Here is a 20,725-nt window from a genome sequence, read left to right as displayed (position 1 = left end):
TCTCCCTTGCTGAGGTTGCGGGGCGCGGGCGCGGGTCAGTCTCGGAGTGGTGCTGGGAAGTGGTGCTTGCAAATGGTGCTGGCAAGTGGTGCTGGCAAGTGGTGCCTGCGAATGACCACGCTGAGCATGCGTGCGGGACCCGGGCGAGGCGTCGACACCTCGCCGGACGCCGCTGGCATGCTCAGCGTGGTCATTCGCGGCCGGGAGGCGGAGGGGTCTCGACGGTCAGAGGCGCGCGGGTCTCGACCCGGGCGGCGCCCGTCGCGTCGACGTCGACCGTCAGCGCGTGCCCCGCCACTCGCAGGCCCTCCACCCGCAGCGGGAACCAGTCGGCGAACTCGGCAGACGGTGCGACCCGGAGCACTCCGCGTGGGACGTCGGCCTCCAGACCGAGTGCCGCCTGGAGCATCGCGATCGCCGCGGCCGCCGACCAGGCCTGGGGACGGCACGCGGCCGGATAGGCGAGCACCGGCTCCTCGCGGCGGGCGTTCGTACCCGCGAAGAGCTCCGGCAGGCGGTACGCGAAGTCCGGTGCGGCCCGGACGAGACCCGCCGCCAGCGACGCTGAGGCCCGGGCGTGGCCGTCTCTCGCCAGGCCCAGGATGGCGATAGCGGTGTCGTGCGGCCAGACCGTGCCGGCGTGGTAGCCGAGCGGGTTGAAGCCGGCGGCGTCGGCGGTCATCGTCCGCAGCCCGTAGCCGCAGTCGAGATCGTCCGTACGCATCCGCGCCGCCACGCTCGCGGCCTCGCCGGCGTCGAGGATGCCGGTGCCGAGCAGGTGACCGAGGTTGGACGTCGCCGTCGCGACCGGGCGCTTCGCGCCGTCCAGGGCGAGCGCGGGGAAGGTGCCGCGCGGGTCCGACACCCAGAAGGTGGTACGAAAACGCTCCCGCAGCGCCGCCGCCCACTCCCGCATCCGGTCACCGCCCGGACGGCCGAACGCCTCCAGCAGGTGGGCCCCCGCGATCGCCGCCTCGTAGGCGTACGCCTGGGCTTCACACAGCGCGATCGACGGCTCGGCGATCGTGCCGTCCGGGAACTGGATCGAGTCGCCGGAGTCCTTCCAGCCCTGGTTGGCGAGGCCGTGACCGCTCTCGTCGACGTACTCACAGAATCCGTCGCCGTCGGCGTCGGCGTCGGTACGCAACCAGCCGAGTGCGGCCTCCAGCGGGTCGAGCAGGTCGGTGACGGCGCCGTCGTCGAGACCCCAGCGCCAGGCGTCGTGGAGCAGGCAGATCCACAAGGGGGTGGCGTCGACGGTGCCGAAGTACACGGGAGGGAGGCTGCCGACGCTGGCCTGCTCCATGCGTACCTCATGGAGGATCTTGCCCGGCGCCTCAGCCGTCTCGACGTCGTGGCGGGTGCCCTGGCGGCGGGCCAACGTACGCAGGGTGCCGCGGGCGAGGTCGGTGCCGAGCGGCAGCGTGAGGCGGGCGGCCCAGAGCGAGTCCCGCCCGAACAACGTGAAGAACCACGGGCTCCCAGCCGCCAGGAACGCATCGCCTGGCGCCTCCGGGTCGGCAAGGGCGAGGCCAGCGAGATCGGCGACGCTCTGGTCGACCAACCGGGTGAGGGCGGCCGGACCGGAGACGCTGAGCGGCTCCCAGCCGGGAGTGCCGGGCCCGAAGGTGTTCGCCGGGAGGGCGTCCTCGGTCGCGGTCAGGGAGTACGTCACCGACCACGTGGACCGGGCCGGCACCGTCACCCGCCAACTCCAGACCGGCCGTACGTCCCCCACCGGCGCGACGCCGGCGTGCGCGGTTTCGCCGCCCTCGGCGCGCAGAGTTACCTCGCCCATGCTGTCCGACCAGACCACTGCGTCGTCGCGGACCTCGGAGGGTGAGCGGAGAGCGGGCGTGTCGCCGCGGCGTACGACGTTCATCGGGGCGAGGTCGACCGCGGCCGTCACGCGGACGGTGGCGTCGACCGGGACGCGGGCGTTGTTGGCCAGGGTCAGTACCTCGTCGATCCCGTCGGGCCGGAGCCGCCGCTGCCGTTCCAGGCGTACGGTCGGATCGGCTCCATCGTCGCCGAGGTGTCGGATGACGCCGGTGAAGCGGGCGAGTCCCGCGCCGGCGAGACTGTGACCGACCGGGGCCGGCTCGTGCCCGTCGACGTCGACGACGAGTTCGGACAGGATTCTCCGGTCGTGCCGGATCACTCCCTGAACGCCGCCCGCGCGGATCTGCCCGTCGGGCCCGGACAGAGCGACGCTGGGGGCGCACACGCAGCTCACCAGCTCGTGCAGGAAGGGTTGAGCCACCGGATTCTCCTCCGTCAGTCCGTCAGAGTGTCGGCGGTGCAGTCGGAACCGGAGTGCGGCTGCGAGCGGTGGGACGCCTGCTGGACCACCGAGGGACCGGACGGCACTGTCCGGCAGCCTGGCAGCCTTCCTACCAGATCCACCCTGGCCGCCGTCCCGCCAGTCGGCGGGGCCCTCCGAGCGCCGTATGGTCCGCCAGCCCCGCTCAGCCGAAGTTGAGGAGCGCGATCCCGGTCACGACGACGACGGTCGCGACCGTACGCCATCGACCGAACGGTTCGCGGAACGCCACCGCCCCGATCATCGCCCCCACGATCACGCTGGTCTCCCGTAGCGCCGCGACGGCCGCGAGCGAGCCCCGGGCCTGTGCCCAGAGCACGAGTCCGTACGCCACCACGGCACAGACACCGGCCAGGGCGCCGAGGCGCAGGTTGCCCGCCACCTGCCGGAAGAGTCCCGGCCCTCGCCGGGCGACCGCGAAGATGATCAGCGACAGGCCGTGCAGGATGAACAGCCAGGCGGCATAGCCCAGCGGCGTGCCCGACCGTCGTACGCCGATCCCGTCGATCACGGTGTAGGTCGCGATCAGCAGACCGGTCAGGCAGGCCGCGAGGATGGCGGGGAACTCCTCCGGCCGCGGCCGCCCGTTGGCGAAGACGAGGCAGCCCAGCCCGATCGAGACGACCACGACGCCCAGCATGCGCAGGGGGCTCAGCGACTCGTCGACCAGGACCAGCGCGAGGATCGCCACCAACCACGGCGACATGCCGCGCGCGAGCGGATAGACCTGGTTGAACGCGCCGAGCCGGTACGACCGCATCAGCGACAGGTTGTAGAGGATGTGGACCCCGACCGAGGCGAGCAGCGCCGGCCAGCTTTCCGCGGCGGGCCAGCCGACCCAGGGCAGCGCCATGATCCCGCCCACGACGAACGCCGCCGACAGTGCCGTGACGGCGACCAGCTTGTCGGTGAGGGTGTGCGCGACCGCGTTCCAGGTGGCATGCAGAACGGCCGCGACGAGGACGACGACGGTCACCACCACCGGCATCGCGGCGTCGGGCGAGGCCGCGGCGGCGAGCACGTTCACTGCCCGGACACTAGCAGCGCGTCAGTGACGGCAAATGACGCAGGAGAGCAGCAAATGACCACGCTGAGCATGCTTGTGGCACCCGGGACAGGCGCCGACGCCTGTTGATGCTCCACAGACATGCTCAGCGTGGTCATTCTCCCGCCGCGCTGACCGCCGCGTCCTCTTCAACGTGGGCATGATTCTCCTTACGGATAGGGCTGGACTGAACGCGCCTGGGCATGGGTACGTTTCCCCGCACGAGTGGCTGATGCGGTGGGACTGTCAACGGCGGGCGGATGAACGAGGGCCGCGCATGGAGCGGCAGTCAGCCCTGGTGCCCGAGGCCGACCGAGTGCGGGTGAGGACCGTTATGACAGACACCGCTAGGACAGGCACCGCTAGGACAGGCGCGGTGCGGTACGACCGGGACGCCGACGGCCTGGTGACGCTGACCCTGGACCAACCCGGACACTCCACCAACGTCCTGAACGCCGACTATCTCGCCGCCATGGGTACTGCCGTCGACCGGCTGGAACGGGAGCGGGACGAGATCACCGGTGTCGTCGTGACCTCGGCGAAGCGCACCTTCTTCGCCGGCGGCGATCTCGACCTGTTGCGCGGGGTCACCCGGGACAATCTCAGCGACTTCGCCGGGTTCCTCGGCCAGGCCAAGAGCCAGCTCCGCCGGCTCGAACGCCTGGGCCGCCCGGTCGTCGCCGCCCTCAACGGATCGGCCCTCGGCGCCGGCCTCGAGATCGCCCTCGCCTGTCACCATCGCGTCGTCCTCGCCGATCCGGAGATCAGGATCGGCTTCCCGGAAGTGACCCTGGGGCTGCTGCCGGGTGCCGGCGGGATCGTGCGTACCGTCCGACTGCTCGGGCTCCAGGCGGCCCTTCCGTTCCTCGTCGAAGGTACGCAGGTGCGCCCGAAGGAGGCGCTCGACAGCGGCCTCGTGCACCAGGTGGTGGAACGGCCGGACGAGCTGCTGCCGGCGGCAAAGAACTGGATCCGTACGCAGAACCAATCCGACCAACCCGAGGTGACACAGCCTTGGGACCGGCCAGGTCATGTGATCCCGGGACTCGACCCGAACGACGCCAAGAGTTACGGCGCGCTGTCGGTCGCGCCCGCGATGCTCGCGAAGCGGACGCACGGTGCCTATCCCGCGCCGGAACGGATCCTCGCGGCCGCGGTGGAAGGCGCCTGCGTCGACGTGGACACGGCGTTGGCGATCGAGAGCAGGTACTTCCTGGAGCTGGTGACGAGCCAGGTCGCCAAGAACATGATCGGCACCTTGTGGTTCGACCGGAACGAGATCCTCCGTGGCGCGTCGCGGCCCACCGGCTACGACCAGCGGCCGGTGCAGCGGCTCGGCGTGGTCGGCGCCGGCATGATGGGGGCCGGCATCGCCTACGTCAGTGCGTACGCCGGAATTCCGGTCGTTCTGAAGGACGTCTCCGTCGGCGCGGCGGAGGCCGGAAAGCACCGGATCGCTTCCCTGCTTGACGAACGCGTCAGCAAGGGCAGGTTGACAGCCGACCGGCGGGACGGCGTGCTCGACCGGGTGACGCCCACCGACACCGACGCCGACCTCGACGGTTGTGACCTCGTGATCGAGGCGGTCTTCGAGGACCGCGGCCTGAAGAACGTCGTCCTCGCCGCGGCCGAAGGGGCCGCCGCGCCCGATGCGATGATCGCCTCCAACACCTCGACACTTCCCATCACGGGGCTCGCGTCGGCCATCAAGCGGCCGGAGCGGTTCGTCGGACTGCACTTCTTCTCGCCGGTCCACCGGATGCCGCTAGTGGAGATCATCCGTGGTGCCCAGACCTCGGACGGGACGCTCGCGCGGGCATTCGATTTCGTCCGTCAGATCGGCAAGCTCCCGGTGATGGTCAACGACAGCCGAGGGTTCTTCACCTCGCGAGTCTTCGGTACGTACGTCACCGAGGGCATCGACATGGTGGTCGAAGGCGTACCCCCGGCGGTCGTCGAGAACGTCGCCCGCAAGGCCGGCCTCCCGGTGGGCCCGCTGGCCGTCGCCGACGAGGTGAGCCTCGCGCTCGTGGCCCGGATCCGGTCCGAGGAGGTCGCCGATCTCGCCGCGCAGGGACGGGAACCGGTGGACCATCCGGCGTTCGCGGTCGTCGACCGCATGGTCAGCGAGCTGGGGCGGCCGGGCAAGGCGGCGGGGGCGGGCTTCTACGACTACCCGGTGACGAACGGTGGGAACGCCTTCGACGCCCGCGACATCGGCAAGAAGCGGCTGTGGCCCGAGCTCGCCCGGCATTTCGCGACCGGGCCGGGTGACGTGCCGGAGGAGGATGTCCGCGACCGACTGCTGTTCGTCCAGTCGATCGAGACGCTGCGCTGCATGGCAGAGGGGGTCGTCACGACCGCGAGGGACGCCAACGTGGGCAGCATCTTCGGGATCGGGTTTCCGGCGTGGACCGGTGGCGCGGCGCAGTTCGTCGATGCGTACGGCGGGGCGAAGGCGTTCGAGGCGCGGGCAGAGGAACTGGCGAGCCGGTACGGGGATCGCTTCCACCCACCCCGTCTCCCCTGAGTCCACGAGCCGCCGGATGAGGCCGTCTCTGCGCCAATGGCCGGTTGGATGAGGGCGCCCCTGCGCCAATGTCCGGTTGGGTGACGGCGGCCCTGCGCCAATGGCCGGTTGGATGAGGGTGCTCACGCGAACCTATGGGTGCAGGGTGCCCTCATGCGGCAGCCGGTTAATGGAGGGTGCCCCTCTGCCACATTGGTCACTTGGTGAGGAATTCCTCCTGAAAGGCGCCGGATCCCGAAGTCAAGGTCTTAACCTTGACTAGGCTCACGCAAGCGTAGAAGCTTGATGGGCCTGGATCAAGGCGCTGCCGGCCGCTGTAGGCGCGCAAACGCGGCAAGCCCGCTGAAGGGAGGCTGCCCATGCTGGTCCTCACGATCGACCAGCGCGCCAGCCGCCGCGAGGCGGACCGGATCGAGGATCTGCTCGCCCGTCTGGCAACGCGGCCGGAAGCGACCCGGCTCGTACGCGGATTCGAGCGCACCGCCGGCGACGAGGTCCAGGGACTGTTGGACCACCCGGACGACGCGGTGAACCTCGCCCTCGCTCTCGTACGCGAGGGCCATTGGTACGTCGGCGTCGGCGTCGGGCAGGTCCGTACACCCATCCCAGCCAGTGTGCGGGCGGCGAGCGGTCCGGCGTTCGTCAATGCGCGGACGGCGGTGGAGCGGGCGAAGTCGACGGTCGCCCGGCTGGCCGTGATCGGACCCGACCCCGACACGGCCGAGGATGCGCAGGCATTGCTGGCACTCTTAGGCGCGGTCGTACACCGCCGGAGCCGGCAGGGATGGGAGGTCGTCGATCTGATGGCAGAGGGACTCGCCCAGAAGGAAGTCGCCCAGCGCCTCGGGATCAGCCCGCAGGCCGTGAGCCAACGGCTTCGCGCGGCACTGTGGAACGAAGAACGCCGGGTTCGCCCCATCGCGAGCCGACTCCTGAGAGAGGCGGACCGCTCGTGACCACGATCGCGCTGCTCGTCCTCCTGCTGCTTCTCGCCGTCGCCAGCGTCGCGGCATGGCATGACGCGGTGTCGGCCCGACTCGCCCGCCTGCCGTGGTGGCTCGTCGTCACCGCGCCCGCAGCAGTCCTCGGTCTGGCGGCGCTTCTCGCTGCAGCCGACGCCGGCCTCCCACGTGGCCTCGCGGCGGTCCTCGGCGTCGTGATCGCTGTCGCGGGCGGGGGACCGGTCACCACGGCGATGTTGCGCGGCGCGGAGCTGGCGGGAATGCCGCAGATCACCCACCCTGCCGAACCCGCCGAGCCGACCGTCGCCGGTGGTCCGTCGCCTGTGCCCGCGAGGCCGGTCCTGCGCGGAGGTCTGTGGATCGGCGCCCTCGAACGGGCCGCGATCGCCAGTTGCCTGCTCACCGGACTCGCGGAAGGCGTCGCGCTGGTGCTGGCGGTGAAGAGCCTCGGCCGTTACCCGGAACTCCGGGCTCCCGGGGCCGCCGAGCGGTTCATCATCGGGACGTTCACGAGCCTGCTCTGGGCGGCGGGCGCCGCCGGGGTCGCGCTCCTCTTCCGCTGACCACTTCGTCTCCGCGGATCGGCCACGCGTACGCTCGACCTCCCCTGACCTGACCGACCTCCCGTGACCTGGGTGCCTCCCGATTCGCGGCGAGCGATATGTCAGGGGAGCGACGCGGGCAGGCCGAACGCAGCAGCATGGTCCGGCCCGATGAACGTCGTGATCTCCGCGATCCGGTCGCCCCGCAGGGTCAGGACGTCGATGGCCCAGCTGACGTGCGCGCCCGCTTCGTCGTTCCAGAGGTACGAACCCAACGCCGGCTGGCCGTTCGCGCTGGTCGGAAGGTGTCGCCAGGAGCCACACCCGGTCAACGGGACCTGGACGGCGAAGTCGGTGACCGCCGCGAGCCCGTGGTACCAGTGCGGCATCGGCGGCATCGACCAGGTGACGTCCTCGGTGAGCAGCGCGACCAGGGCGTCGGCGTCGCCGCGCTCGAGCGCGGTGGAGTAGCCGGTGACGATCTCCCGCAGGCGGGCGTCGCCGATCTCCCGCAACGTCTGCTGCTGGGTGGCGGAGGGGATCTTCTCGGTGACGATCCTGCGGGCCCGCGCCAGGGCGGAGTTCACCGAGGTGGTCGACGTGTCCATGATGGTGGCGATCTCGGCGGCGGAGAAGCCGAGGACCTCGAAGAGCAGCAGGGCCGCGCGCTGGTTGCCCGGCAGGTGCTGCAGGGCCGCGACGAAAGCGAGTTCGACCGCTTCGCGCTGTTCGTAGTGCGCGTCCGGTCCGGCCGGTCCGCCCGCACCGCCATCGAGACCTGCGTCGGGATAGGGCCCCAACCAGGCGATCTCGCTCAACGGGGCGTCACCGATCACCGGATGGTCGCTGGACGGGCTGAGGTCGACCGGCAGCGCCCGCTTCCCGCGCATGGCGACGCTGTCGAGGCAGGTACGCGTCACCACGGTGTAGAGCCACGAGCGCAGCGAGCTGCGGCCCTCGAAGCGCGGGAGCCCGCGCCAGGCTCGGAGCAAGGCGTCCTGCAGGGCGTCGTCGGCGTCGTGGGTCGACCCGAGCATGCGGTAGCAGTGGGCGTGCAGCTCGCGACGTAACGGCTCGACGAGGCGGGTGAACGCCTCATCGTCCCCGCCGCGGGCCCGAGCCAGATCCTCGGCGGCAGGCTCGGCCGTCGTGTCCGCCGACCACCCGGAAGATGCGTCACTCACGAGCGACGATTCTGCCTCAGGGCGGGAGTCACTTACCTCCGAGCAGGCATGTTCGAGCCGCCGTACGGGCCTCGGACAGCCGTCGTACCGGCCATATCAGGAGGATCCGATGAACCACACGTCGACCGTTCCCGTCACCGTCGAGACTCTCCGGGTCCCCGATGCCACACTGCACTACGAGGTACGGGGGGCCGGCCCGCTCGTCGTGCTCGTCGGGGCCCCGATGGACGCGAGGTCCTTCGAACCGCTGGCTGACCTGCTGGCCGCCGACCACACGGTCCTCACCACCGACCCACGGGGCATCAACCGCAGCACGGTCGACGACCGCGACCGGGACTCGACCCCGGAGCTGCGCGCGGACGACCTCGCCCGGCTCATCACCCACCTCGACGCCGGCCCGGCAGCGGTCCTCGGGTCCAGCGGCGGAGCCGTCAGCGTCCTGGCCCTTGCCCAGGCCCACCCCGGGCTGGTTCACACGGCCATCGCCCACGAACCCCCGCTGCACCACGGGCTCGACGACAACGAGGAGCTTCGCGAGCGGACCGAGGACCTGATCGCCACCCACCTCTCCGGTGACGTCGTGGGCGCCTGGCGGAAGTTCCTGGCCATCGCCAACATCGAGATGCCTGAGGAGGTGTTCCAGCTGATGTTCGCCGGAGATCGCACAAAGCAGGAGGCCGCGGACGACGACTTCCAGTACGCGCACATGATCCGTTCGACGGTCCGTTGGGTGCCTGACATCGCTCACCTGCGTTCGACGGCGACCCGCGTGCTGATCGGGATCGGCGAGGACTCGTCAGGCCAGCTCTGCGACCGTTCGTCGAGGGCGCTGTCCGCTGCGCTCGGGATCGAACCGACGATGTTCCCCGGTGGCCACATCGGATTCGCCGAGGACCCCGACGCGTTCTCGGTTCGGCTGCGTACGGTCCTGAGCGAGGGAGGACCGGGGCGGTGACGATGCGCGTCGATTCCCCACGATGCGCGCGGAATTCGTCCTGCATCGTGGGGAATGATCACGCATATGTGATCATTCCCTGCGGCACGGCCGCCCGCCGGCCGTTCCTGGCAGGATCGGGCCCATGCGGGCTGGATACTACGACGCCGACCACGAGTCGTTCCGCGAGTCGTTTCGGACGTTCTGCGAACGTGAGGTCGTTCCTCGGCAGCCGGGGTGGGACAAGGCCGGGCTGGTCGACAAGGAGATCTGGCGAGTCGCCGGCCAGCAGGGTTTCGTCGTACCGGCGGCCGATCCGGCGTACGGCGGACTCGGCATCTCCGACCTCCGGTACGAGCAGATCATGATGGAGGAGCTGGCCCGGGTCCACGAGTCGGGGTTCGGGCTGGCGCTGCACAACGCGATCGTCGCTCCTTATCTCATCCACGCCGGTACCCGTCAGCAGAAGCGCCGCTTCCTCACCCGGGCCGTGACCGGCGAGGCGGTTCTCGCGATCGCGATCACCGAGCCGGAGGCGGGTTCCGACGCGGCGGCGATGCGGACGAAGGCCGCCGACGACGGGGATCACTGGGTCCTCGACGGTGCCAAGACGTTCGTCTCCAACGGCATCTGCGCCGACGTCGTCCTGGTCGCGGCGCGGACCCAACCCGACCGCCGGCACGGGATCGGGCTCTTCCTCGTCGAGACGGGCACGCCCGGGTTCAGCCGCGGCCGCAAGCTCGACAAGCTCGGCCTGCGTACCCAGGACACCGCCGAGCTGTTCTTCGACAACTGCCGGATCCCCAAGGACAACGTGCTGGGCAACCCGGCAGAGGGGTTCGCACAGATCATCCGGCTCTTCGCCCAGGAACGTCTGGTCGTCGCGATGAGCGCGGTCGCCGGTGCGGAGGTGGCGTTGCGGGACACGCTGACGTACGTGCAGGAGCGGCAGGCGTTCGGGCGCGCTCTGGCGGGATTCCAGGACACCCGGTTCCGGCTGGCGCAGATGCGGACGGAGATCGAGGTGGCGCAGGCCTACGTCGACCGCTGCGTCCTCGCGGCGGGAGCGGGCGAGCTGGACGCCGCCTCAGCCGCGTCCGCGAAGCTCTTCGCCACCGAGATGCTCGGCCGGGTCGTGGACGACTGCGTGCAGATGCATGGTGGGTACGGATACATGTGGGAGTACCCGATCTGCCGTGCGTACGCCGATGCGCGGGTGCAGCGGATCTACGCGGGTACGTCGGAGATCATGAAGGACATCATCAGCCGCGCCATGCTCGGCGACTCCAGCTGAACCAGACCGGGCCCCGCCGAGTCCCAAGCGGGTCTGGCTGGGCCTGGACGTCCTCGCTGAGGTCTGGCCGGTCTGGCAGGGTCGGGGTGCCGCGGTGACTGGTGGACGACCTCGGCTGTGCGGCGTGTTCGCGTCCGCGCAGGCGAGGCTCGATGATGGGGTGATGACTGGTCCGCTGACTGGCCTACGGGTGGTGGAGCTGGCGAGCCTGGCACCGGGGCCGTTCGCCGCGATGATGCTGTCCGACCTGGGCGCGGAGGTGCTCCGGGTCGACCGGGTGGTGGCGGCCGAGCCGGTGTCCGCGCTCCCGGCCGCCGGGCTCCCGGACGATCCGCTCGCGCGCGGTCGGCGTTCGGTCGCGATCGACCTCAAGCACTCCGACGGGGCCGCCACCTTCCTGCACCTGGCGGCCGTTGCCGACGTCGTCCTCGAGGGGTTCCGGCCGGGTGTCTGCGAACGTCTCGGTATCGGCCCGGCAGCCTGCCTCGCCCGCAACGACGGTCTCGTCTACGCCCGGGTCACCGGCTGGGGACAGGACGGCCCGCTCGCGCACACGGCGGGACATGACATCGACTATCTGGCGGTGTCGGGTGCCCTTGACCCGATCGGACCGGGCGACGCGCCGCCGGTACCACCGCTCAACTATGTCGGCGACTTCGCCGGCGGCGGCATGCTCGCGGTGATCGGGATCCTCGCAGCGCTCTGGGAACGCGACCGCTCCGGCCGCGGCCAGGTCGTCGACGCGGCGATGGTCGAGGGCGCGGCGCTCTTGTCGACGCACCTGCACGGTCTGCGCGCGGCCGGCGGGTGGCCCGCTCCGCGCGGTGGGAACCTGCTCGACGGTGGCGCGCCGTTCTACCGGACGTACGCCTGCGCCGACGGTCGCTTCGTCGCCGTCGGGGCGCTGGAGCCGCGGTTCTACGCCGAACTGCTGAAGGGCCTCGGTCTGACCGATGCCGGCCCCGACGGCGACGACCTGCCTGACCAGTACGAACGCGGCGGTTGGCCGGTCCTGCACCAGCGCTTCGCCGAGGTGTTCGCGACCAGGACCCGTGACGAGTGGGCCCGGCAGTTCGCCGACACCGACGCCTGCGTCGCCCCGGTGCTCGACCAGCGCGAGGCGCCCGAGCATCCACACCTCGCCAGCCGGCGGACGTTCGTCGAGGTGGGAGCGCTTCTGCAGCCCGGCCCGGCGCCGAAACTGTCACGCACGCCGGGTGCCGTCCAGGGCCCCGCCCCGCACCCTGGCGAACACACCCGCGAAGCCCTACGCGACTGGGGCTTCACCGATGCCGACGTGACCGCCCTCCTCCACTCCGGCGCCGTCGCCACCTCTCCGTGATCATGATCGTGATCATGAGGAAGAGCGGGGCGTGTTCGCCGCAAACTTTCATGATCATGGATACGGCTGCCGGAGGGATCGGAATCCGGGCGTACGACGGCAAGGAATGTCGGGCGGACGACCGGCAAGAAGAGTCGGGCGTACGACGGGCAAGAAAAGTCGGGCGTACGACCAAGAAATCGGGCGTACGACTAACTGTGGAAGGCGTACACCAAACCGCACCACCGAACGGTGGGTTCCGACATGGTGTCACCCCACCTGCCCGAACGATCCTGAATCACGTGGCCTCGCGGTACCGATCGCGGGGGCCGGGGGCACGGCAGAGGTCGGGCAGATCCGCGGGGAGCGACGAGCGCACCTCGATGGCCGCGGACACCACTGCAGTACGCCGGAGCCGGACTGGACGAACGCACGCCGCGGAACGGATGCACTGACGGGGCACGATGGGTACGTTGGTGCCACGGCTGGGCAAGGTGCCACAGTCGTGCGCGTCGTAGGACTCATCTGCGCCCACAGGTGACGGTGAGTGCCGACGCGCCGAGCTCCGGCCCGGTGAGGCGGTGATCCCGCCGACCGATGGAGGAGAAGGAGTGCACGGTGACGACGGATGGCGCGTTGTGGTCCCCGAACGAGGACCCGGCGGAAGGTGGCCCCGAGTTCGTACAGCTGCTCACCCCCGAAGGTGAACGCTGCGAGCACCCCGACTATGCGTTCGACCTCGACGACGAGGCGATCAAGGGTTTCTACCGCGACATGGCGCTGACCAGGCGGATCGACGCGGAGGCGATCGCCCTCCAGCGGCAGGGTGAGCTCGGGATCTGGGCCTCGCTCCTGGGTCAGGAGGCCGCGCAGATCGGCTCCGGCCGGGCGGTCCGCGCGCAGGACTTCATCTTCCCGACCTACCGCGAGCACGGCGTCGCATGGTGCCGTGACATCGATCCGCTGGCGATCATCAGCCTGTTCCGCGGGGTGGACCACGGCGGCTGGGATCCCAGGACCACCAACTTCCACCTCTACACGATCGTGATCGGCGCCCAGACGCTGCACGCGACCGGCTACGCCATGGGGGTCCAGCGCGACGGCCTCGTCGGCACCGGGGACCCCGAGCGCGACATGGCGGTCCTCGGCTACTTCGGCGATGGCGCGAGCGCCCAAGGAGACGTCAACGAGGCGTTCATCTGGGCGTCGGTGTTCAACGCGCCGATCGTGTTCTTCCTGCAGAACAACCAGTGGGCGATCTCGGCGCCGATGGAGAAGCAGTCCCGGATCCCGCTCTACCGGCGGGCGGCCGGCTTCGGCTTTCCGGGCGTACGCGTCGACGGCAACGACGTCCTCGCCTGCTACGCCGTGGCGAAGGCCGCGCTGCAGCAGGCCCGTGACGGGGGCGGTCCGACACTCGTCGAGGCGTTCACGTACCGGATGGGCGCGCACACGACCACCGATGACCCGACGCGCTACCGCCTCAAGGACGAGCTCGAACACTGGAAGCTCAAGGACCCGCTCGCCCGGGTCAAGGCCTATCTCACCCGCAACGGTGTCACCGATGACGACTTCTTCGTCCGCATCGAAGCCGAGGCCGACGCCCTCGCCCAGCATGTGCGCGAAGGGACCCACGCGATGCCCGAACCGGACTACGCCCACAGCTTCGATCTCGTCTACGCCGAGCAGACCGAGGAGCTGGCAGCGCAGCAACAGTGGCTCCGCGACTATCAAGCGTCGTTCGCTGATGCCGATGCCACATCAGGTGCGGATGCCGAGTTCGCGGAGGGGGTGATCTGATGACCCAGCTCACTCTCGCCAAAGGGCTCAACTCCGGCCTTCGCCGCGCCATGGAGGACAACCCCAAGGTCATCGTCATGGGCGAGGACGTCGGGAAGCTCGGCGGCGTCTTCCGGGTGACCGACGGCCTGCAGAAGGACTTCGGCGAGGACCGCGTCATCGACACGCCGCTCGCGGAGTCCGGGATCGTCGGGACGGCGATCGGTCTTGCGCTGCGGGGCTACCGGCCGGTGTGCGAGATCCAGTTCGACGGCTTCGTCTACCCGGCGTACGACCAGATCGTCAGCCAGGTCGCGAAGATGCACCTGCGGTCGCAGGGCAAGCTCACCCTGCCCGTCGTGATCCGGATCCCGTTCGGTGGCGGGATCGGGGCGGTGGAGCACCACTCGGAGTCGCCCGAGGCGTACTTCGCCCACACCGCCGGGCTCAAGGTGGTCGCCTGCGCCAACCCCGGTGATGCGTACTGGATGATCCAGCAGTGCATCGCCAGCGACGACCCGATCATCTTCCTGGAGCCGAAGCGGCGCTACTACGAGCGCGCGGAGGTCGACACCGACCTCGCCGTGCCGCCGTACCCGCTGCACCGGTCGCGAGTCGTCCAGGACGGCACCGATGCGGTCCTGCTCTGCTACGGGCCGATGGTGAAGACCTGCCTCGACGCCGCGACGGCGGCCGCCGAGGAGGGCCGGAGCCTCGCGGTCGTGGACCTGCGGACCCTCTCGCCGCTCGACCTCTCACCGGTCTATGAGCTGGTACGCCGGACCGGGCGGGTCGTCACCGTCCACGAGGCGCCCGTGACGGGTGGGCTGGGTGCGGAGCTCGCCACCCGGATCGCGCAGGAGTGCTTCTACTCCCTCGAGGCACCGGTACAGCGGGTCGCGGGTTTCGACACCCCCTATCCGGTGGCACGTGCCGAGGAGGACTATCTGCCCGACCTCGACCGGGTGCTCGATGCCGTCGACCGGGTCCTGGAGTACTGAGCGGAATGGCGTACTGAGCGGAATGGCGTACTGAGGGCCTGACTTACTGAGGGGATGGGGCGCGGATGGCGAACGTACGCGAGTTCAAGCTGCCGGACGTCGGCGAGGGCCTGGTGGAGGCCGAGGTCGTCACCTGGAAGGTGAAGCCGGGCGACACGGTGAAGGTCAACGACATCGTTGTCGAGATCGAGACCGCGAAGTCGCTGGTCGAACTCCCCTGCCCGTACGCAGGAACGATCGCGGAGCTGCTGGTGCCTGAGGGGCAGGTGGTGCCGGTCGGTACGCCGCTCATCCGGGTCGCTGGTGAGGGTGTCACGCCTGACGAGGCTGCTCGGCCCGGTGGAGGGTCCGTGCCTGCCGCCGGACCTGGGGAAGCGCCTGCTGCTGGACCTGGGGAAGCGCCTCCCGCCGCGGCCGGAGCGCCTGCCGCTGCCGGCGGGGAGGCGAACGGCGAAGGACGAACCAGCAACCTTGTCGGCTACGGTCCTCGGGCCGGAGCAGCACGACGCCGTCCCCGCAAGGGTGCAACCGTTCCCGTGCAGGGAGCGCCCACAGAGGTCGCTGCTCCGCCCGCGCCGGCGGGAGGGGCACCCGCCGCCACCGCGCCAGCGCAACCTGCGGCGACGCCCGCACCGGCACCTGAACCCGCGCCTGCGCCATCCGTCGTCTCGACCGCACCCGCCCGCGCGAAGCCGCCTGTACGCAAGCTGGCCAAGGATCTCGGGGTCGACCTGCGTACCGTCCCACCGACCGGCCCGGACGGCACGATCAGCCGGTCGGACGTGGAGTCCTTCGCGACCCAGGCGGCCGCCCCGGCCGCCCCGGCTGCTCCGGCAGAAGGCCTGGCGCCGGCAACGCGGGCTCCGGGCGTCCGGGAGACGCGGGTGCCGGTCCGTGGAGTACGCCGGGCCATGGCCCAGGCCGTCACGCAGAGCGCGTTCACCGCACCTCATGTCACGGAGTGGATGAGGGTCGACGCGACCAACACCATGGACCTGTTGGCACGCCTCAAGGGACGCCGGGAGCTCGCCGACGTCAAGCTCACCCCGCTCGTCGTGGTCGCGAAGGCGTGCCTGCTGGCCCTCCGGCGTACCCCCGAACTCAACTCCACCTGGGACGATGCCGCCAGCGAGATCGTGCTCAAGGACTACGTCAACCTGGGCATCGCGGCCGCCACGCCGCGAGGGCTGACCGTGCCGCACATCAAGGACGCCGAGCAGTTGCCGTTACCCGATCTCGCGCGGTCCCTCAACGCGTTGACCCAGACCGCGCGCGAGGGCAGGACAGCACCCGAGGACATGCTGGGAACGACGTTCACCATCACCAACGTCGGGGTCTTCGGCGTGGACGGCGGAACTCCGATCATGAACCCGGGCGAGTCCGGCATCCTCGCGTTCGGTGCGATCCGCAAACAGCCGTGGGTCGTCGACGACCAGGTGGTGCCGCGCTGGGTGACGACGTTGTCGTTGTCGTTCGACCACCGGGTCGTGGACGGCGAACAGGGCTCGCGGTTCCTCACCGACGTCGCCCGCATCGTCGAGGACCCGGCGAATGCTCTCCTCCTCGCCTGACTCAACCAAGCGGTCCGGCTCCGCGAGAGCCCGGCAATGGCGGTGAGAGGTCAGCTCGGGGGCGTCTCATCGCGCCACGCCCGCGCCTTCCGGTCAGAAGATCGGCGTGACCGCAGCACCGATTCTTCTTTACAGGCAAAGCGCCTCGCTCAGTTCGACCCTCGTGCCGCCGCACTCATGAACCGGCGAGGTCAGCTTGCTCGCCGAGGCGGTACGACAGAAGTATGGCCCCGCTGGGGGTTCGAACCTGGCTGACGCATTCAAGCCGCCGCGGTCCACCAGCCAACGTCGGGAAGAGCCGGGAGCCATCACCCGCCAAGGTTGGTGCGACGACCAGGTGAACCTCGTCCACGAGGTCTGCCGCAAGGAGAGCTTGCGCAACAGAGATACTGCCGTGCACGCCGATGTCTCGACCACGACCGTTCTTCAACTGCCGGACGTAGTCCTCCAACGGTGACTGTACCCAGCGTGCGTTCGCCCAGCTCCCGTTCAAAGGAGAGGAGCTGAAGACATGCTTGGTTGTGTTGTTGATGAAGCTTGCGAACGGCTCGACGTCCGACGTGGGCCAGTAGTCGACCCAGTATTCGTACGTACCCCGGCCAAGGAGCACGTCGTCCTGTCGGTTGATCACGTTTCCGAGGAACGAGAAGACATCCTCGTCGACCGCGAACATCCAATCGCCGGGCTCCTCTGCTACGCCATCGAGGGAGATGAGCGAGTACACGACGACCTTGCGGAAGTCCTGTCGATTCGAGGTGTCGCTCTGCTGGACTGTACCTGTCATGATTCATCCTCGTCTGGATATCGCCCTGTGATGCTGCTTGCCGCACGGTGTGCAGAGGCTGCCTCCTCATGCACGTACACATGTTGACGCAGCTGAGCCACTCGGCACATCTGCCATATGGCAGAGTGCGGACCTCGGAGGCTCAGAGCAGCATCCTTTGGTGTGAAGTCAACAGAACGTACGAACTGGTGGACGAACCAGAGCATCTGGCGCGTTGCGGTCGTTTTCGCCACGGCAGTAGTTGCCACTCACGTGTTGTTGGCGGTCGTTGGTTTGAAAGAGGGAATCACTTCCTTCGATCGCGGTGTCGATCCCGACAGCATGTTTCGCGAGCACTGGCTGGCCGACCTCACCGTGGCGCAAACGAACTGGTCGGCGCTCGGGATGGAAGTGCTAACGCTCGCAGCCATAGCCGCCATGCAACTCGAGGCCGCCGGTCGCTGGCGCCCTCTGTTGCTGGCTTGGGGCTGGGCAGTTTGCACGTTCTTGACGCTGGTCCTTCCCGGCAACCTGACCGCTCGGTTTCTGATGGCCCCGGCGGTCCGGGAGCTCATGGCACAGGACCGCGGTGATAGGCGCAGGCGGGTTTGGTGCCCTTCCAGTACTGCCATGTCGCCAGGGCGAGGCCCACCCCCCAGAGCAGGAAGCTGGGATACACCATGGTGAATACCCAGGGCCGGATGGCGAGGTCCTCGTCCATCGGCATCACCGTGAGGAGGGTTGCTCCCAGGAGCAGTGCGCCAAGTACGCCGACCGGGACAAGCATCACCGAACCGATCGCCCCGATGCCGACCAGCGTGGCTCGGACCAACCGCTGACGCGGCACGGTCATCATGGCCAACGCGACCACCACTCCGAGTCCACCCAACAGCGCAGTGTCACCGAAGCCCGGCGTGAAGAAGGTCACACCGTCGAAGTAGTCAGGATCAGCCAAACCGACAGTGGATCCGGTGGCCCATTCCAGCTTGAGCCAGACGTAGGGCAGAGGTGCCACGATGGCTAGCAGGCCACCCACCCGAGCGAGGCGGCGACCAACCGCCGCCTCGCGCGATTCGATCCGCCCGCAGCCAGGGCATACGCCGCGCGCCCTGCGCCGGGCCCGGACACCGGCACGCCACGCCGCGCCCGCGGCGGTCAACACCACCAGGTGGCGTATCACTGCCAGCCAGGGCGTATCCACCGCGAAGAGGTCCTTGCCTCCGCTCACTTGCACGATCAGATGAGACACAACGACCAGCAGGTCGTGCGGTAAGACGGGCAGGCTGGAAAGTGCCAGGATGCTGCCGGACCCGAGCCACAGCACAGCGGCGCGCACCGCGGGCGCCGGAAGACCCGCCGCAACCAGGGCGAGTGCCGCAGCGCCGAGGCTGGTCCACCATGGAAACGTCGGCATGCCGGAGACCTCGTGGTAACCGACGAGGTGCGCGGCGGCGTCAAGAAGCGCGGCGGTCGACACACCGACGGCCGGCCACCATCGTGCGTCGCGCTCTCCAGACCCGGGGCCGTCCGAGGATGGACTGGCAGTCATCGGATCTCACTTCCTGTCGTTCGAGCCCTCTCAGGGTTGGGTGGGAGTCCGGCCACGGACGACCTCCCCGACCGAGGATGGCCGGCGAGGGTCCGGCCGTGTATCCGCCGAATGGCAGATTCAGGTCGTGGCCGGCCTGCGCGGCCGAGAGGGGTGACCAGCCACACACGCATCGCTGCGGTCGCCAGGAGGAGCCATGGCGACGCCGACGAAGTCGATGGCGAGGTCGCTCGAGGGCTGGCCGGGGGTGTGTGACCACTCGACCAACCTGTCGAGTTCGAGTCGCCCGGGGTCTAGGGCGCTAGGCCTTCGCGGGCTGCAGGGTCTTGGCGTACAACACGTTCGCGTCCTGGTCGCGCATCCGGACCGTCAGCTCACCGCTGTCGCCCGCGATCGACACCTCGCCGAAGTGCTGGTACCCGTCCAGCGGCGAGGCGTTCGCCACCGGCGGCGCATGAACGAAGACGGCTTCCGGCCCGAACGTCGGATCGAGCACGTTGGGTCCGAACCCACCCGCGTTCACCGGCCCCGACACAAACTCCCAGAACGGATCGAAGTCGGTGAAGCTCGCCCGCTCCGGCGAGTACGCATGTGCCGCCGCGTAGTGCACATCCGCCGTGAGCCAGACGACGTTGCGCACGCGGTGGCGGCGCAGTGTCGACAACAGGCCGGCGAACTCCAACTCGCGGCCGCGTGGGCGCCCCGGATCGCCCTGCGCCACACCTTCGATCGCCGTGTCGCCGTCCGGCACGACCAGGCCGAGCGGCAGGTCGTTCGCGATCACCTTCCACGTGGCGCGGGAGGCGAGCAGTTCCCTGGTCAGCCAGGACTGCTGCCGCCGGCCGAGCACACCACCGTCCGGCACGGTCTCGAGCCCGTCGGTGTTGGCGTCCTTGTACGTACGCATGTCGAGGACGAACAGGTCGAGCAGCGGGCCGTACGCGATCTTCCGGTAGACGCGGCCGTCCGGGTCCCTGCGTACCGGCCGGATCGGCATCCACTCGAAGAACGCCTGTCGCGCCCGTGCCGCGAGCACGTCCACACGCTTCTCGGCGTACCGGGCGTCGTCGAGAACCTCGCCCGGATACCAGTTGTTGGTGACCTCGTGGTCGTCCCACTGGGCGATCTGTGGTACGTCGGCTGCGAAGGCCCGTACGTGCTCGTCGAGCAGGTTGTACGCCCACTGTCCGCGATACTCGGCCAGTGTCTCCGCGACCTTGCTCTTCTCCTCGGTGGTGACGTTGCGCCAGATCCGGCCGTCGGGCAGCGTGACGGTCTCGGAGAGGATGCCGTCGGCGTAGACCGTGTCGCCGGAGTTGAGGTAGAAGTCCGGTCGCAGCGCGCGCATGCGGTCGAAGATGGTGATGCCGCCGAGGTCCGGGTTGATGCCCCACCCCTGTCCCACCATGTCGCCGGACCAGAGGAACGACACGCCCGTACGCCTGGATCGAGGTGCGGTGACCAGGCGCCCGGCGAGCGGTTCGCCGCCCACCCCGTGGCGGTCCGGATCCTCGAGAGTCACGCGATAGAAGAGTTCCCGCCCCGCCGGAAGCCCGCGCAGGTCGACTTTGCCGGTGAAGTTCGTCGCCTCCGTGAGCACCGGGCCAGCGACGGTCGTGACCCGAGCGAAGTCCGGCGTACGGCTGAGGTCGACGGTCATCCGCGCCACCTGGTCCGATCGCGCCCAGACGACCGCCCCGTCACCGGTCGGGTCACCGCTGGCGATGCCATGGCTGAGGGAGGGCCGGCCACTCCTCAGGAACGCCGGAGCCGTACGCCGGGCGAGCGACCGCTCGTGGGTGCCGACCGAAGCGTACGAACGATCGGCGGCGAGCGCCGGAGCATTGCTGAGCACGGTGATTCCGGCCGCGAGACCGGTTCCGAGAAGGGCACGGCGGCTCGGGCGGGCAGAGGAGTGTCGGGACAT

15 protein-coding genes are annotated in these 20,725 nt (G+C 69.6%); 9 read left to right on the top strand and 6 right to left on the bottom strand.

Going from position 1 to position 20,725, the window contains the following annotated elements; all coding sequences use genetic code 11:
• Positions 1–190: 190 nt before the first annotated feature.
• Entirely contained in the window at positions 191–2,263 is a 2,073-nt protein-coding gene (locus tag ABN034_RS20270; protein ID WP_349692550.1) for an amylo-alpha-1,6-glucosidase, read from the bottom strand.
• Positions 2,264–2,468: 205 nt separating this feature from the next.
• Positions 2,469–3,350: an EamA family transporter gene (locus tag ABN034_RS20265; protein WP_349692549.1), complete on the bottom strand. Its 882-nt coding sequence runs from the start codon at positions 3,348–3,350 to the stop codon at positions 2,469–2,471.
• Between the two features lie 394 nt (positions 3,351–3,744).
• On the opposite strand from ABN034_RS20265, the gene ABN034_RS20260 reads away from it, so the two are divergent.
• From ABN034_RS20260 to ABN034_RS20250, 3 genes are all read left to right on the top strand, one after another.
• Positions 3,745–5,898, top strand: a complete 2,154-nt coding sequence (locus ABN034_RS20260; RefSeq protein ID WP_349692548.1) for a 3-hydroxyacyl-CoA dehydrogenase NAD-binding domain-containing protein — start codon at positions 3,745–3,747, stop codon at positions 5,896–5,898.
• 359 nt (positions 5,899–6,257) lie between these two features.
• Positions 6,258–6,854, top strand: a complete 597-nt coding sequence (locus tag ABN034_RS20255) for a SatD family protein (RefSeq protein ID WP_349692547.1) — start codon at positions 6,258–6,260, stop codon at positions 6,852–6,854.
• On the top strand, positions 6,851–7,423 hold the full coding sequence (locus ABN034_RS20250) for a hypothetical protein (protein WP_349692546.1): 573 nt from the start codon (positions 6,851–6,853) through the stop codon (positions 7,421–7,423). Before ABN034_RS20255 ends, ABN034_RS20250 begins: the two co-directional genes overlap by 4 nt.
• A gap of 101 nt (positions 7,424–7,524) precedes the next feature.
• Here the strand turns inward: ABN034_RS20250 and ABN034_RS20245 are convergent, their stop codons facing one another.
• Positions 7,525–8,586 carry a sigma-70 family RNA polymerase sigma factor gene (locus ABN034_RS20245; protein WP_349692545.1) on the bottom strand — a complete coding sequence of 354 codons (1,062 nt, stop codon included), beginning with the start codon at positions 8,584–8,586 and terminating at the stop codon, positions 7,525–7,527.
• 109 nt (positions 8,587–8,695) lie between these two features.
• Here ABN034_RS20245 and ABN034_RS20240 point away from each other — a divergent pair, with 109 nt between their 5' ends.
• From ABN034_RS20240 to ABN034_RS20215, 6 genes are all read left to right on the top strand, one after another.
• Positions 8,696–9,541 (top strand): alpha/beta fold hydrolase, encoded by an 846-nt coding sequence (locus ABN034_RS20240; protein ID WP_349692544.1) that lies wholly within the window; start codon positions 8,696–8,698, stop codon positions 9,539–9,541.
• 124 nt (positions 9,542–9,665) lie between these two features.
• Positions 9,666–10,814 carry an acyl-CoA dehydrogenase family protein gene (locus ABN034_RS20235; RefSeq protein WP_349692543.1) on the top strand — a complete coding sequence of 383 codons (1,149 nt, stop codon included), beginning with the start codon at positions 9,666–9,668 and terminating at the stop codon, positions 10,812–10,814.
• 163 nt (positions 10,815–10,977) lie between these two features.
• Positions 10,978–12,156, top strand: a complete 1,179-nt coding sequence (locus ABN034_RS20230; protein ID WP_349692542.1) for a CaiB/BaiF CoA transferase family protein — start codon at positions 10,978–10,980, stop codon at positions 12,154–12,156.
• 597 nt (positions 12,157–12,753) lie between these two features.
• Positions 12,754–13,935, top strand: a complete 1,182-nt coding sequence (gene pdhA / locus ABN034_RS20225; protein ID WP_349692541.1) for a pyruvate dehydrogenase (acetyl-transferring) E1 component subunit alpha — start codon at positions 12,754–12,756, stop codon at positions 13,933–13,935.
• Positions 13,935–14,915, top strand: a complete 981-nt coding sequence (locus ABN034_RS20220; protein ID WP_349692540.1) for an alpha-ketoacid dehydrogenase subunit beta — start codon at positions 13,935–13,937, stop codon at positions 14,913–14,915. Before pdhA ends, ABN034_RS20220 begins: the two co-directional genes overlap by 1 nt.
• Positions 14,916–14,980: 65 nt before the next feature.
• Positions 14,981–16,486, top strand: a complete 1,506-nt coding sequence (locus tag ABN034_RS20215) for a dihydrolipoamide acetyltransferase family protein (RefSeq protein ID WP_349692539.1) — start codon at positions 14,981–14,983, stop codon at positions 16,484–16,486.
• A 175-nt stretch (positions 16,487–16,661) separates the two neighbouring features.
• Here the strand turns inward: ABN034_RS20215 and ABN034_RS20210 are convergent, their stop codons facing one another.
• The 3 genes from ABN034_RS20210 to ABN034_RS20200 all read right to left on the bottom strand — a co-directional run bounded on the left by ABN034_RS20210 (position 16,662) and on the right by ABN034_RS20200 (position 20,725).
• Complete coding sequence (locus ABN034_RS20210) at positions 16,662–17,210, bottom strand: dihydrofolate reductase family protein (protein WP_349692538.1); 549 nt, start codon at positions 17,208–17,210, stop codon at positions 16,662–16,664.
• Positions 17,211–17,820: 610 nt separating this feature from the next.
• A complete protein-coding gene (locus ABN034_RS20205; RefSeq protein WP_349692537.1) occupies positions 17,821–18,798 on the bottom strand; it encodes a hypothetical protein in 978 nt (325 codons plus the stop codon).
• A gap of 301 nt (positions 18,799–19,099) precedes the next feature.
• Positions 19,100–20,725, bottom strand: a complete 1,626-nt coding sequence (locus ABN034_RS20200; protein WP_349692536.1) for an alkaline phosphatase D family protein — start codon at positions 20,723–20,725, stop codon at positions 19,100–19,102.

This window comes from Actinopolymorpha sp. B11F2 (assembly GCF_040195635.1).
GTDB lineage: Bacteria > Actinomycetota > Actinomycetes > Propionibacteriales > Actinopolymorphaceae > Thermasporomyces.
This window is presented reverse-complemented; position numbering and strand designations above follow the sequence as displayed.